4 protein-coding genes and 7 pseudogenes are annotated in these 14,042 nt (G+C 72.9%); 2 read left to right on the top strand and 9 right to left on the bottom strand.

Annotation, left to right across the window (positions count from 1 at the left end; genetic code table 11):
- Positions 1-128: 128 nt before the first annotated feature.
- From tsaE to RBJ77_RS48350, 3 genes and pseudogenes are all read right to left on the bottom strand, one after another.
- Positions 129-561: pseudogene (gene tsaE / locus RBJ77_RS48360) on the bottom strand (tRNA (adenosine(37)-N6)-threonylcarbamoyltransferase complex ATPase subunit type 1 TsaE); the annotation flags it as partial.
- A gap of 60 nt (positions 562-621) precedes the next feature.
- Positions 622-1,703, bottom strand: a pseudogene (locus RBJ77_RS48355) (alpha/beta fold hydrolase).
- Between the two features lie 1,388 nt (positions 1,704-3,091).
- The gene (locus RBJ77_RS48350) at positions 3,092-3,274 is read right to left on the bottom strand and encodes a hypothetical protein (protein ID WP_372350785.1); all 183 of its coding nucleotides are present in this window, start codon (positions 3,272-3,274) and stop codon (positions 3,092-3,094) included.
- A gap of 2,366 nt (positions 3,275-5,640) precedes the next feature.
- On the opposite strand from RBJ77_RS48350, the pseudogene RBJ77_RS48345 reads away from it, so the two are divergent.
- Positions 5,641-7,079: pseudogene (locus tag RBJ77_RS48345) on the top strand (bifunctional ADP-dependent NAD(P)H-hydrate dehydratase/NAD(P)H-hydrate epimerase).
- 473 nt (positions 7,080-7,552) lie between these two features.
- On the opposite strand, the gene RBJ77_RS48340 reads toward RBJ77_RS48345, so the two are convergent.
- From RBJ77_RS48340 to RBJ77_RS48330, 3 genes and pseudogenes are all read right to left on the bottom strand, one after another.
- A complete protein-coding gene (locus RBJ77_RS48340; RefSeq protein WP_372350784.1) occupies positions 7,553-7,810 on the bottom strand; it encodes a 4'-phosphopantetheinyl transferase superfamily protein in 258 nt (85 codons plus the stop codon).
- Positions 7,811-7,914: 104 nt separating this feature from the next.
- Positions 7,915-9,781 (bottom strand): annotated as a pseudogene (gene glmS, locus RBJ77_RS48335) (glutamine--fructose-6-phosphate transaminase (isomerizing)).
- A 121-nt stretch (positions 9,782-9,902) separates the two neighbouring features.
- Complete coding sequence (locus RBJ77_RS48330; protein ID WP_372350783.1) at positions 9,903-10,043, bottom strand: hypothetical protein; 141 nt, start codon at positions 10,041-10,043, stop codon at positions 9,903-9,905.
- Positions 10,044-10,219: 176 nt separating this feature from the next.
- Here RBJ77_RS48330 and coaA point away from each other — a divergent pair.
- A pseudogene (gene coaA / locus RBJ77_RS48325) lies at positions 10,220-11,227 on the top strand (type I pantothenate kinase).
- Positions 11,228-11,290: 63 nt separating this feature from the next.
- Here coaA and RBJ77_RS48320 read toward each other — a convergent pair.
- The 3 genes and pseudogenes from RBJ77_RS48320 to rplM form a co-directional block, all read right to left on the bottom strand.
- Positions 11,291-12,728, bottom strand: a pseudogene (locus tag RBJ77_RS48320) (hypothetical protein); the annotation flags it as partial.
- Between the two features lie 86 nt (positions 12,729-12,814).
- Positions 12,815-12,943, bottom strand: a complete 129-nt coding sequence (locus RBJ77_RS48315; RefSeq protein WP_372350794.1) for a hypothetical protein — start codon at positions 12,941-12,943, stop codon at positions 12,815-12,817.
- 413 nt (positions 12,944-13,356) lie between these two features.
- Positions 13,357-13,867 (bottom strand): annotated as a pseudogene (rplM, locus tag RBJ77_RS48310) (50S ribosomal protein L13).
- Positions 13,868-14,042 lie beyond the last annotated feature (175 nt).

Raw genomic sequence — 14,042 nt, 5'->3', positions numbered from 1 at the left:
CGGAGCACGCTAAGTTAGGTAGACCTAACTACGTCACACCCCCATGTGAACACGGCAAAGCCGCGTCGCGCAACATTTTGCCGACGCGTTGTCCGGAATACGCCGCGGGCCGTCGCGCCAGGGGAGCCCAGGTCCGCCTCGGCCCAGCGCGCCCCGATGCCGTTCAGCGTCACGATCCTGACCTCGTCCGTGGTGTCGCCGGTGGCCCGGTCGATGATCACGTGCAGCCGGTCGTCGGACAGCTCCCTCGACCTTGCCGTCGCCCCACTCCACGACGACCACGGGAGTCCGGCAGCGACACGTCGAGGTCGAGGTCCTCCATCTCGTCCAGGCCGCCGCCGAGCCGGTACGCGTCGACGTGGACCGGGGCGGGGCCGCCGGACAGCGGCGGGTGGACGCGGGCGATGACGAACGTCGGCGACGTCACCGCGCCCCGCACGCCCAGGCCCGCGCGCCGAGCCCGCGGGTCAGCGTCGTCTTGCCCGCGCCCAGCTCACCGGTGAGCATCACGAGGTCGCCGGGACGCAGCTGCTTGGCCAGCGCGAGGCCCAACTCCCGCATCTCGTCCGGGGAGTTGACGGTCACCGTGACCGTAGAGCAGGGGTGACGGGGGTGGCGGGGTCAGCCGCCGGGCTGTGCGGTGCTGCCGGTGTCTCCATAACTGCCCCACGGTAGCCCCCTGCGTGACCAGCGCCCGCGCGGGCCAGGAGGTCGGCCAGCCGGTCCGTGACGACCTCCGGGTGCTCCAGCATCACCAGGTGCCCGGCGTCCGGTACAAGGACGAACTCGGCGTCCGGCAGCGGCGCCGCGATCGCCTTCGCTGTGCTCGCTCGGCGTCACCAGGTCCCTGGTCGCCCGCGAGGACCAGCACCGGGAGGCGCGCGAAGTGCGCGAGGGCGGCCGTCTTGTCGTGCCCTGGAACGCCGGGTAGAACTCGGCGACCACGTCGATGGGCGTGCCCTCGATCATCCGCTCGGCGAACCGGGCGACCGCCGGATCGACGTCGGGACGCGAACGAGTACCGCTTGATGATCCCGGCGAACAGGTCGGCCGTCGCCCGCCGCCCCTTCTCGACCAGCTCGGCCCGCTGCCCCAGCACCTTGAGCACCCCGGGCAGCACGCGCCGGATCGCGTTCACCCCGGCCACCGGAAGCCCGTAGTTGACCTCGCCGAGCTTCCCCGACGACGTCCCGACCAGGCCCACGCCGACGACGGTCACGGATCAGGCCGGGCAGCCGGTCGGCCAGCGCCATCACGGTCATGCCGCCCATGGAGTGGCCGACGAGGACGCGAGCGGGCCCGTCGGGCGCGGCCGCGGCGACGACCGCCGCCAGGTCGCCGCCGAGCCGGTCGATGGAGACCGGCATCGCCCTCCTCGACCTGCTCGACGCCGCGCCCGGAGCGGCCGTGGCTGCGCTGGTCCCAGCACACGCAGCGCACGACGCCGCGCAGGGCCGTGCGCGCTGGAAGCGCCAGGAGTCCCGCTGAGGCAGTAGCCGTGGCTGGAAGACGGACGGTGATCAGCGCCCGCAGGCCGGCCAGGCGCCGTCTGCGCGCCCGCGCCGCTCTCCGCCTCCACCTCGTCGACCTCGTAGTGCCAGCTCGGCGCCGTCGTCGGCGCACGCCTCTGCCGGGCAACGCCGCGCAGCGCGGCCGTACGGCCCCGGACGCGTCGAGGGCGTGAGCCGCCGCCGGCGGCGCATCCCGCGCCCGACGGTCAGCCGCTCGACGGCGACACCGGCGGCGGCGCCTCGCGGGCGACCACGCCCACTCGCGGCGCCCGCGAGGCCGGCCCGCCGCCAGGTCGCCGAGGCCGCGGCCTCGGCATGCGCCGCCGTGGCCTCTGCGCTGCCTTCGCCTCACGTGCCGCCTCCTCCGGGGCCAGGGGTCATGCTTCGTCCACGTAGATCGCGCGCGGCACGCGGGAAACCGATCCGCGTGACGAGATCTCTGTACGCGATGGTTCCCGACGCGGCCGCCCAGTCCTCGGCGGCGGTCGGCTCGCCCCCGTCGCCCGGGCCGAACAGCACCGCCTCGTCCCCGGCCGCCGGTTCGTCGCCGCCGAGGTCGACGCGACGAACTGGTCCATCGCGACCCGGCCCGCGACCGTGCGCCGCTTGCCGCCGATCAGGACCGGGCTCCGTGCCGGAGGCGTGCCGCGGGATGCCGTCCGGCGTAGCCGAGCGGGACGAGACGACCGAGGGTCGTCTCCCCGGTGTGACGTAGTGATGCCCGTAACTTGACGCCGAGTCCACCCGGTGCGTGCTACACGAGCGCGCAGGTTCGCCTTCAGCGGTCGCGACCGGGCGCAGCCCGAAGTCGGCGGGCGCGCCGAGCCTGGGCTGGCGAGATCCCGCACATGGCGATGCCGGCGGACGAGGTCGCGGGTCCCCGGGAGGGTGAGCGTGCCCGGCGAGTTGGCGATGATGTGCCGCACCTCCGTGACGCACCTCCTCCGCGTACGCGACCATCTCGCGGGAAGCGGTCCAGCTGCGCGGCGATCGACGGGCGGGCCCGCCCGGCGGCGCACGCGAAGCGGGGACCACAGGCCGGTGATCGCGACCAGGCCCGCCCGCCGCGCGTCCAGGGCGGCGCCCACCAGCTCGCCAGCCGGCGGGCAGGCAGCCGTTGCGTCCGGAGTCCCGTGTCGGCCTTCAGCTGGATCCGGGCGGTCAGGCCCGACTCGCCGTGCGGCGGCGGCTCACTTCCGCAGCGCCCACATGCGCCGCTCACGCCGGACATGTCCAGATCGGCCTCCGATGCCCTTTCGCGCCAGGGCCCGCCGCACCCAGAGCCAGCACATGACGCGCCCGGTCAGCCCGGCCGCGGCAGCAGCTCGAGCGCCTCCTCGGCGGTGGCGGTGCCGCTGATCCACTCGGCAACTCCGCCTCCTGGCGGCGCGCCACCGAGCATGCCGTGCCCGTGCGCGACCGCCTCTTCACACGGCCATGAACGCGGCCCCGGGCGCATGGGCGCGCAGGGACCGCACGTTGCCCTCAGTGCGGCCAGACGATCTCGGCATCGGGCGCGGGAGCGGGGCAGCCACTGCTCCCGTTCATCGTGGGCCCAGTCTCTCAGAGGGGCCGGCAGCTCAGGTACCGGGCTTGCGGCCCTCCCACGTAGACGCGGTCGCCCTCTTCAGGACGCCCCACAGCTTCTTGGCGTCGCCGAGCCGCATGCACCACGCAGCCGCGAAAGTTGAGCGCGCTGTACACTCGCCGCCGTAGATCGCGTGGAAGGCCTGCCCGCCGCTGAAGAACTGGGAGTACGGCATGGGGTGCTGTGGCCAGCGTCGACCAGTGGTTCTGCGGGCTTCCAGTAGACCTCGTGCCAGCCCGTGTGGGTCGCGTACCCGGCCCGCCCGCTGCGGATCGGGCACCGGGCCGAAAGACGACCTTCTGCCCTTTGGTGACCCACACCAGCCGCGCGCAGGACTGACGCGCGAGAGCGGGCGGTACGCGCGCGTGGGGCACTTCTTCGCCGCGTTCGGGTTCTGGCAGTGGCGGACAGAGCTCACTGCATGCGCCCAGGCGACGGGTCCCGCGTAGCCGATGTTCGGGCGGGATGCCCTGCTTGGTCTGAAGGCGTGATGGCCCGGCAAAGTCGGCGGCGACTGCGCTGCCGTCCACCTTTCAGACGCAGCCAGCGCTCGACCCGCGCTGGTGGCGCCGGTCTTCGTGCGGTGGCGCGGCCGGCGCGCCGAGGCTGCTGGCGGCACGGCACCGTCGCCTCGGCGGCACGCACGACTGAGCGGCCGGATCCGAGCGGTGGTTCGCGCACGCCTGACGGCGTCCTCGGCGGCGCTCGGCTCGTACACCCGCGCGGCAGCGCCTGGTCGCGAAACCAGCGGGCGGGTGTCGTACGTGGCGCGGAAAGCGGGATGCCGTGACGAGCGCGCGCTCCTTGCGCGGGGGCGGCGGGCCGGGGCGGGACGGGGTCGGCGGATGTGGCCGCCCGCCGGCAGCGCCGCGGCGAGGCGAGCAGGGCGCGCGACGCCGCCGCGCACGAGGGTGCTGGCCCAGTGGCCGAGGGAACCTGCCGGGCGCCTGATGCTCCGCGCAGCCGCGCGGCGAGGTCTGAAAAGTGCCGTTGATTCAGCTCCGGCTGAACCTAGGTACCGTAAGCAAATACCTAGGGGTCCCTAGTGCTTTGTGGTTCCCCGGGAAGACGGAGCGAGGGACGACGATGATGATGGCTAGGGCGGGTCTCACCCGGGAAAGCGGGTGCGTGGCGGCCGCCGCCGACCTGCGCGACGCCGTCGGCTTCGGAGCGTCCACGATCGCGGCGCTCGCCCGCGGCTTCGGCGTCAGCGCGACGCGAGCCTGTACGCGCATCGTCAGCGGCGTCTCCGACCTGAGCACCCGGGTCAGCGATCCTGTCCGGGCTCGACCTCGCCGACCGGATCTCGGACGCGCCTCGCGGGCTTCGGCCGCCGTGACGCGCTGCTCGCGCTCGCGCACGCGTACCGGGACTTCGCGCTCGCCCACCCCGCCGGTACGCGGCGACGCAGCTGGAGCTCGACCCGTCGGCGTTCGACGAACACCCCGGACTGCGCCGCAACCTCACCTGCGTCCACGCGCTGCTGCGCGGCTGGGCGGCCTGGGCGAGCCCGACCTGACGGACGCGGGCCGGCGTTGCGCAGCACGTTCCACGGCTAGTCACGCTGGAGCTCGCGGGCGGCTTCCGGCACGACCGGGACGTGACGGTGACCTGGGCCCGCGCCCTGGAGGCGCTCCACATCACGCTCACCAACTGGCCGACGGAGGAGAGCAGTTGATCACCACCCACACCCTGCGGGTGCCCGGCGCGACCCTCCACCACGAGCTGCGCGGCACCGGGCCCGTCCTCCTGCTGCTGCTCGGCGCGGGCGGCGACGCCGCGGGCCCCCGACCTGCTCGCGGACGCCCTGGCCGACACGTTCACGGTGCCACGCACGACCCGCGCGGGCTACTCGCGCAGCACGCTCGACGGCCCGGCACACCGAGCAAAGCGGGTACCGGTCCACGCGTGGACGACGCGCCGCCGCCTCCTCGATCGCTGGTCTCCCGGCGTGAACCGGCCTTACGTGCGGGCAGCGCGTCCAGCGGCAGATACCATCGTCACCCTCGCGCTGCTGGCCCGGGCACGGGGAGCGGGTGCGCGTGGCGGTGGCGCACGAGCACGCCGTCGAGCGCGCGCCGGACGCGCGGCCGAGCAGCTGGCGTTCTGCAGTGCGGTGCACAGAGACGTTCGAGCGCACGGGCCCGGAAGCGGCCGGCGAGCGGTTCCTGCGCGGACTCGGCCCGGTCCTGCTGCCGCGCGCGCCACGGACGAAGCCGCCCTCGCCCTGGGCCGTGTGCGGGCGATGACCAGGATGGCGGCGAACGCCCTGGCTGGCGCGCGCAAAGCCACGAGCTAACCGCAGCTTCGCCGCGTACGAGCCCGGATCTCTGACGGCGCTCGCGCAGGCCGGGCCGCGCTCACCCTGGCGGCGGGCACGCGGACCCGCCCGCACCTCCCGTAACCGCCCCGCGGCGCTCAACGCCGACCGCCTTCGGGCTCGAATCCGCCGCGTTCCCCGGCGCCCACAACGGCTGGTCCACCCACCCCGCCGAGACCGCCGACCCGCTCGCACCCACCTCCTGGGAGACACTCGATGACATGCGCTACGCCTACGACGTGGAAACAGTCAGGTCCGCCGAACGCGCACTGATGGCGCGGCTCCCGACGGCGCGCGCTGATGCAGCGGGCCGCCGCGGGACTCGCCGCCGCCCTGCGCCGACCTGCCCGGCAAGGTGTACGGGTCCCGGATCGCGCTGCTGGCCGGGTCCGGGGACAACGGCGGCGACGCCCTGTGCCGCGCGCCCGGCTGGCGCGGCGCGGCGCGGGCGTCACGGCGCTGCTCCTCGCGCCCGACCGGGCGCACCCAGGGCGGCCTCGCCGGGCGCTGCGCGCGGCGGGCGGCACCGTGCTCGACGCGGCGGCGAAGGCGGCCGTGGAGACCGTCGGCCGGGCCGACCTGGTGATGGACGGCATCGTGGGCATCGGCGGCAGGGCGGCCTGCGCCCCCGCGCGGCCGAACTGGCCGCCGCCACGCACGGGGCTCGTGGTCGCCGTCGACCTGCCCAGCGGGGTCGACGCGGACAGCGGCGAGGTGCACGGCGAGGCGGTCGACGCGGACGCGACCGTCAGCGTTCGGCACGTACAAGCCAGGCCTCTCATCGACCCGGCGCACGGTTACGCCGGCGCCCTCCGCCAGATCGACATCGGCCTCGAACTCCCGCCTCGCCGAGGCGCGGTTGGAGTCGCTGCAGTGCGACGACGTGGCGGCGCTGCCGCCCGCCCCACCGGCGAGAGCGACAAGTACCGGCGGGGCGTGGTGGGCGTGGTCGCCGGTTCGGCGCGCTACCCGGGGGCGGCGGTGCTCGCGGTCGCCGGGGCGCTGCACGGCGGGGGCCGGGGGCGGTCCGTTACGTGGGTCCCGCGGCCGACGCGGTGCTCGCCCGGTCGGAGACGCTGGTGTCGGCCGGTCCGCCGGCCAAGGCGGGGGCGGGTCCAGTCCTGGGTGCTCGGGCCCGGCCTGGGCGACGACGCGCCGGGCGTCGGGGGACGTCCTGGCGTCGGACGTGCCGGTGCTGATCGACGCGGACGGCCTCCGGCTGGCGGGCGAGGCGGCGGTGCGGGCCGCACCGCCCCACCGTCCCTCACCCCCGCACGCCGGGAGGCGGCGGCCCTGCTGGGCTCGGCCTGGGACGAGGTGGAGTCCCGACGCCTGTCCTCCGTACGGGAAAGTTGGCGTCCCGGTACGGCGCGACCGTCCTCCTGAAGGTTCCACGACGCTGGTGGCGTCCCCCGGACGGCGGCCCGGTCCGGTGAACCCGACGGGCACGCCCCGGCTCGCCACCGCGGGCAGCGGCGACGTCCTGTCGGGCCTGACCGGTTCCCTCCTGGCGGCGGGCCTCCGCCCCTGGACGCGGCATCGGTGGCCCGCATACCTCGCACGGCCTCGCCGCCCGCCATGCGGCGGACGGCGCCCCCGTATCGGGCAGGACGTCTCCTCGGCGATCCCTGCGGTGTGGCGGGACGTGGTGGGCGTCTAGCGCCCAGCCGATCCCCTGCGGGCGGCGTGCGGGTCCGGTGCGTCGTCAGCGCAGTTCCCCGCGCCCTGGCGCCGTAACCGCTTGCGCGGTGAGTGGCCGCAGCTTCCGTCGTGGCTGCTCGCGCAGTGCGCGCTGGCGCCGTAACTCGCATGCCCGGCGGGCGGCCGCGGCTCTACAAAGTCGGTGGTTGCTCGCGCGGTTCCTCGCGCCCCCTCCGAAAGCTGCGGCTTCGCCGCGCAAAGCTCCTGGGCGCACCGGAGTGCTGCCTTTCAGGGGCGCAGAGGGAACCGCGCGAGACGCTAGCGGCCCGCACTCCGCGGACAGCAGATGCGGCAACGCGCACGCAGCCGGCCTCTCAGGGCGCGTGGGAACCGCGCGAGACGCCCCACCGGCCCGCAGCCCGCGACGAAAGCCGGACCCGCTGCTAGCTCCCTCCCGCCGCCACGACCACCGCGGAAGCGGCGCGTCGTGGCTCAGCGACACATGAAACTGGTCACCCCAAGCTCCGCGGCCCGAGCTTTCGCCACGGTCCCGGTCACCCGCATCCGCGGCTGCCCGCTCTCCTCGACCCACACCTCCGCATCGGTCCACCGCAACCCGCCCGGCGCCCCAGCGCTAGCCTTGGCGATGGCCTCCTTCGCGGCGAACCGCGCGGCGAGGCGAGAGCGACCCCCGCCGCTCGCCGCTCGGCAACTAGCAGCTCGCCCCTTCAGGAACAGCCGCTCGGCCATCCCGGGCGTACGCTCCAGGGGACGCCGCGAACCGCTCGATCTCCGCAACGTCGATGCTGACCCCGATGATGCTCATAGCGGGCACCCTACGGCGGCCGGAGCACTCACTCCACGGTCACCGACTTCGCCAGGTTCACCGCGCTGGTCCGCCTCGTTGCCGCGCGCCGTGAAAGCCAGCTTCGCACGCGACGCATCGCAGCGCGGCACCGTCGCGACGAGCGGCTGCAGGGAGCGTGGGTGGCGGGGACCCGGACCACGTGGTCTCGCGCGTGTCACGCGCGCCGTCGCCCTCCCTCCGCAGATCGCCGATCGTCCGCGCGCCCCGATGCCCGGGATCCTCCCTGGATGTTGGACACGATCTTGCCGTGGAGCGCGGCGACCGGCGCGGCAGACCGGCACCACCACGACCACCGGCACGCCCTCCTCGATCAGGGCGATCGGCCCGCGCTTCAGCTCGCCCGCCGCGAAGCCCTCGGCGTTACATGTAGGCGAGTTCCTTGAGCTTGAGCGCGCCCTCCAGGGCCACGGGTGTAGCCGACGCGCCGTCTCAGGAACAGCATCGGTGTCCCGGTCGGCCAGCGAGCGGGCCAGTTCGCGCACCGGCTCCATCGTCTCCAGGACCCGCTCGACCCTCTCGCGCTTCGCTGCGCGCCAGCTCGTACGACGGCGGCGATCTCGTCGCGCGCGTGCGCCCCGCACCTGCCCCAGAGTGCGAGCCGCGACCGCGTAGCAGGCCACGAGCTGCGTCCAGGAACGCCTTCGCCGAGCGCGCCCGCGACCTCGGGACGTGCGTGCGTGCGCAGCACCGCGTCCGACTCGCGCGGGATCGTCGAACCGTTCGTGTTGCAGATGGCGAGGACCGCCGCTGCTCGCGCGCGTGCCGCAGCGCCATCAACGTGTCCATCGTCTCGCCGGACTGCGAGATCGCGAGTGACCAGGGAGCGGGCGCCCAGGATCGGGTCCCGGTAGCGGAACTCGCTGGCCAGCTCCACCTCGCACGGGATCCGCGTCCAGTGCCTCGATGGCGTGCTGGCCGATGAGCCCGGCGTGGAAACGTCCCGCGCGCCACGATCACGACCTTGTCGACCATGCGCAGCACCTGCGGCGGGATGCGCAGCTCGTCCAGCGTCAGCTGGCTCCTCGGCCCCGATCCGGCCGCCGAGCAGCGATGATCCGCGACGGCCTTCGGCCGCTCGGCGATCTCCTTGAGCATGAAGTAGTCGTAGCCGCCCTTCTCGGCGGCGGAGGCGTCCAGTCGACGTGTAGTGCCGGACGTCCGCGGCGCCGTCGAAGTCCGTCACCGTCACCGCGTCCCTGCGCAGCTCGACGACCTGGTCCTGGCCCAGCTCGATCGCCGAGCGGGTGTGCGCGATGCAGGCGGCGTCCGAGGCCAGGAACGCCTCGCCCTCCCCCACGCCGACCACGAGAGCGGCGAGTTGCGGCGGGCGCCCACGACCACGTCCGGGGCGTCCGCGTGCACCACGACCAGCGTGAACGCGCCCTCCAGGCGGCGGCACACCAGCCGCATCGCCTCGGCGAGAGTCGCCGCGCGGCGAGAACTCCTCGGCGAGCAGGTGCGCCACGACCTCGGTGTCGGTCTCGGAGGCAGGACGTATCGCCGCTCGGCGAGCTCGGCGCGGAGCGCGGCGAAGTTCTCGATGATGCCGTTGTGGACGACGGCGACCCGGCGCGTTGTCCAAAATTGCGGGTGCGCGTTGGCGTCCGTGCCACCGTGGGTGGGCTGTGCCGGGTGTGTCCGATGCCGGTGGCGCCGGCCGGCAGGGAGCCCGGTCCACCAGCTCCTTCTCCAGGTTGGCGAGCTTCCGGCCTTCTTGGCGGAGGCCAGCGACCGTCACGCGAGCTACGGCCGCACCCGCCGAGTCAAAGATTCTGGTACTCCGGGCCTGAGCCTGGCGGGACGACGTCCAGAGCCGACTGTGAACCTATACGTATCTCCACGACTCCGCGCAAGCGGCAGCGTGAGCCCGCCAGTCGTCCCAGCGCACACGATCCGGTCCCGCGCGCCCTGCACGAGCCAGGAGGTACTCGACGCACTCCTCGCAGCGCGGCTTGCCCGCCCATCTCGTAGAAGTCAGAGGCAGTCGTCGAGGTCCTCGCCTATGTCCTCGTCGGGCAGCTCGGCCGCCAGCTCGCTGCGGACGTGCCCCGCCCACTCCTCGCTCCGCGTCGCGGCAGCGGATCTGCGCCGTACGAAACCTGGCACGCGCAGCACGGACGCTGACGGCTCACCTCCCGCCCTGCGGGTGCGGCTCTGCCCGCACGTGTCCGGGACGGTATCGCCGCCTCACCTCAGGTCCATACCTGTGCACGACCTGTGACGGACGGTGCCGACAGCGTGGCGTGACGCACCCCACCCCGCCCCTGTCCACACAGCCGTAACAATGGACTGTGATCTCTCCGGTCTCCGAACCCCTGCGGAGCACCCACCGGCACAAGCCGGAGGCGACTCACGTCGACCTCACCCGCTACGGAATGGAGCGCGCTGCGAGACAAGACGCCGCTGCGCTGAGCGCGCGGCGGAGGTGGGGAGCGGCTGCGCGGCCTCGGTGACGTGATCGACCTGACCGAGGTCCGCGACATCTATCTGCCGCTCCCGGCTCCCTCAATCTGTACGTCGGCGCCACCGACGGTCTGCGCAGCGCCGTGAACACCTTCCTCGGCGACACCGTGCAGAAGGCGTCGCAGGCGGGCACCCTGCTCGTCATAGGTCGCGGGCTCGGTGGCGGTCGGCAAGTCGACCGTCGCGCGTCTGCTGCAGGCGCTGCTGTCGCGCTGGCCTGAGCACCCGCGCGTGGAGCGCGTCGGGCACGTGACGGGTTCCCTGCTCCCACCAAGGAGCTGGAGGCCCGCGGCCTGATGAGCCGCAAGGGCTTTCCCCGAGTCGTACGACCGCCGCGCCCTCACCCGCTTCGTCGCCGACATCGATGCCGGCAAGGACGAGGTGACGGCCCCCGTCTACTCTCGCACCTGATCTACGACATCGTGCCCGGCGAGAAGCTCGTCGTGCGCCGCCCCGACATCCTCATCGTCGAGGGCATCAACGTGCTGCAGCCCGCCCTGCCCTGGGCAAGGACGGCCCGCACCCGGGTCGTGTCTCGCCGACTACTTCGACTTCAGTGTGTGTGACGACGCGCGAGGAGGGACATCGAGCGCTGGTACCTGGAAACCGCTTCCCTGAAGCTGCGCGCGACGGCCTTCCAGGACCCGTCCTCGTACTTCAGGAAGGTCACGCAGGTGTCGGTGGAGGGAGGGCCCTCGACTACGCGCGCACGACCTGGCGCACCATCAACCGGCCGAACCTGCTGGAGAACGTGGCCCCCCACCCGCGGCCGCGCCGGTCTCGTCGTCCGCAAGGGCCCCGACCACACAGGAGCGGCTGCGCCTGCGCAGCTCTGACGCACGATGCGGAAGGCGCGCTTCCTGATCGAGCGCGCCTTCCCGTGGGTGTCTCGGCCCTAGCCCGAGCGCCGACTTCACGACGTCCGCGAGCCGTCCCGCGACGCGCCGCCGCCTGCTCGATGTCGGCCGCTCGACCATCACCTCCGGACCAGCGGCTCGGTGCCCGAGGAGCGGAGCAGCACCCGCCCCGTGGAGCCGAGCCGCGCCGGCGTCGGCGACCGCCGACGCCAGCTCGAGGAGGTGGTACCCAGGGACTTGTCGACGTCCGGCATCGTTGGTGAGCACCTGCGGCAGCCACGCTCCATCGCCGCCCGCGGGGTCACTGCAGCGACCGGCCGGTCTGCGCGACCCCGCGCCGCGAGGAGCAGGCCGGTGAGCGTGCCGTCACCGGTGGTCGCGATGGTCGAGCACGTGATCACGTGGCCGGACTGCTCGCCGCCCAGCGCGCGTAGCCGATGCTCCTTCTATGTTCTCCAGCTACGTTACCGGCTCGCCGACCGCGCGGTCTGCACAGCGGGATGCGTCGCTCCCATGGCCAGCGCTGAGGCCGAGGTTCCGACATGACGGTCGTCGCGCGACGACGGTGTCCTGGCGCAGCCGCCGCGCTCGCGCAGCGCGAGGAGCGATCACGGCCCATATGATCTGGTCGCCGTCGACCTCGGACCCGGTGTGGTCCCGCGGCGAGGCGGCGGTCGGTCGCCCGTCGTGCGCGATGCCGAAAGTCGGCGGTAGCTCGATGACGGCGGGCCTTCCAGCAGGTCGAGGTGGGTCGACCCGCAGCCGTCGCTGATGTTGAGCCCGTCGGGCTCGGCACCGTGAGTGCACGACGCCCGCGCCGGCTGCGGTGAACGCCTCGGGCGAGTAGACCACGGACGCGGCACCGGTGCGCCTCGTCGAGGACGACCGCGCTCAGAGGCCGTCGAGCCGGCTCGGCAGCACACCGACGAAGGTGCGCGATGGCGCGGTCGGAAGCCCCTCGCTCGCACGATCTCCCACGCGGCCGACGCCGGCGCCGGTGGGACGGTCCCAGGGAGCGCCCGTGCGGCGCTCACTCGTAGGCCAGACTGCGATGCGGTCCTCCAGGGTCGTCGTCAGCCTGGTGGGCCGCCACGGGCGGAGCGAACTTGATGCCGTTGTCGGGCAGCGCGTTGTGACTCGCGGAGAGCATCAATGCCGAGGCAGTCGGCTCCCAGCGCAATCGGCGAGATGCGCCACCGCGGGGGTGGGCAGTACACCGACGCGCGCAGGACGTCGACGCCGGCACTGGCCAGGCCCGCCACGACCCGCGGCCTCCAGGAACTCGCCCGGGAGGCACGCGGTCACGGCCGACGACGGCGACCGGACGGTGCCCCCTCGAAGCGAGCCCCGCCTCACCGAGTACGTGTGCCGCGGCGATCCGGCGAAAGGCCGAGCGCCAAAGCCGGCAGGTCAGGTCCGCGTTGGCGACACCGGCGCACGCCAACGTGCCGAAGGAGTCGTCCCACTCGGTGTCCTCCACAACTACGCGTAGTCGTCCATAGCCGAACGCTGGCGGCGCGGCCGCCGGGGCGAGGCGGGAAACAAACGAGCAGGCAGCGAGAGATTTCAGCGCTTGCTGTACTGCGGGGGCCTTGCGGGCCTTCTTGAGACCGGTGGCCTTCTTGCGGCTCGGACCGCACGGTCGTCACGCTTCAGGTAACCGGCCTTCTTCAGCGCCGGGCGGTCGTTGTCCACGTCGGCCTCGTTCAGCGCGCGGGCCACGCCGGGGCGCAGGGCACCGGCTCCGACCGGAGACGCCGCCACCCGAGATGCGGGCGATGACGTCGTAGCGGCCGTCGAGCTCCGAGCACCTTGCCGGGCTCGTTGGACTTCCCTGCTGGTGGACCTTGTTCGGGAAGTGGTCCTTCGAGCGTGCGCCTGTTGACCTTCCGCTTGCCCGTGCCGGGCGCGCTGCGAATCGCGATGTGCGCGTTCTTGCGACGGCCCAGGCCGGCGGCCGGCTGCGGGTCGCAAGCGGGCGAGGTTGAACTCCGAGGCGTACTCGCCCTCGACGGGCGCGCGTCCGACTCTCGGTGGTGTAGCTCCCGACGTCGACGATCTTCTTCGACCGGCACGTCTCGGCGGTGATACTCTGGCCACGATGCTCCTCAGGTGCTTTTCTGTCTTTGGGGGTGTGGCCGGAACTGCTGCGCGACCTGCGATCTCGAGAACGGCACCGGCTGCTGGGCAGCGATGCGGAGTGCTGGTCGCCCGAGCAGACCTTTCAGCTTCGAGAGCATCTGACGCCCCAGGGTGTTTGCCCGATCATGCCCTTGATGGCCCTTCTCGACGGCCTTCTCGGGGTTCTTCGCCGGCAGCTCGTCGTAACGGACGGAGCGCAGACCACCCAGGAGAAGCCGGAGTGGCGGGCACGCCAGCTTCTGGGTGTCTTCTTTGTTGCCCGGACAGGTGAACGCTGTCGGCGTTGATGATGATGACGAAGTCGCCCATGTCCCATGTGCGGAGCATAGGTCGGCTTTGCGCTTTTGCACACGGAGGAGGGTCGCAGCAGTGGTGTGGCCAGACGTCCCAGGACGACGTCCCTGCGCGTCAATGACGTGCCACTGGCGAGGTCACATCGCCACGAGCCCAAGGGCTGTACGTTGCGCACTTCTGCAGCCTTCTTCTTCAGTGGATGGGTGCTGAACATGGCATCACCGAAGCGATCGTGCAGCTGGGACGACAGTGCCGGGTTCAGCGCCCGTGAAGCGGCGCAACGAAAAACGCGAAAGCGTTTCACGATAAATGCGAAAACGGTTAAACACCCAATCAGATTCGAACGAAGTACGCAGTG

This window comes from Streptomyces sp. KL116D (genome assembly GCF_030766975.1).
Lineage (GTDB): Bacteria > Actinomycetota > Actinomycetes > Streptomycetales > Streptomycetaceae > Streptomyces > Streptomyces longispororuber_A.
The sequence above is the reverse complement of the archived record's forward strand: the minus strand, read 5'-3'. Positions and strand labels throughout refer to the sequence as shown.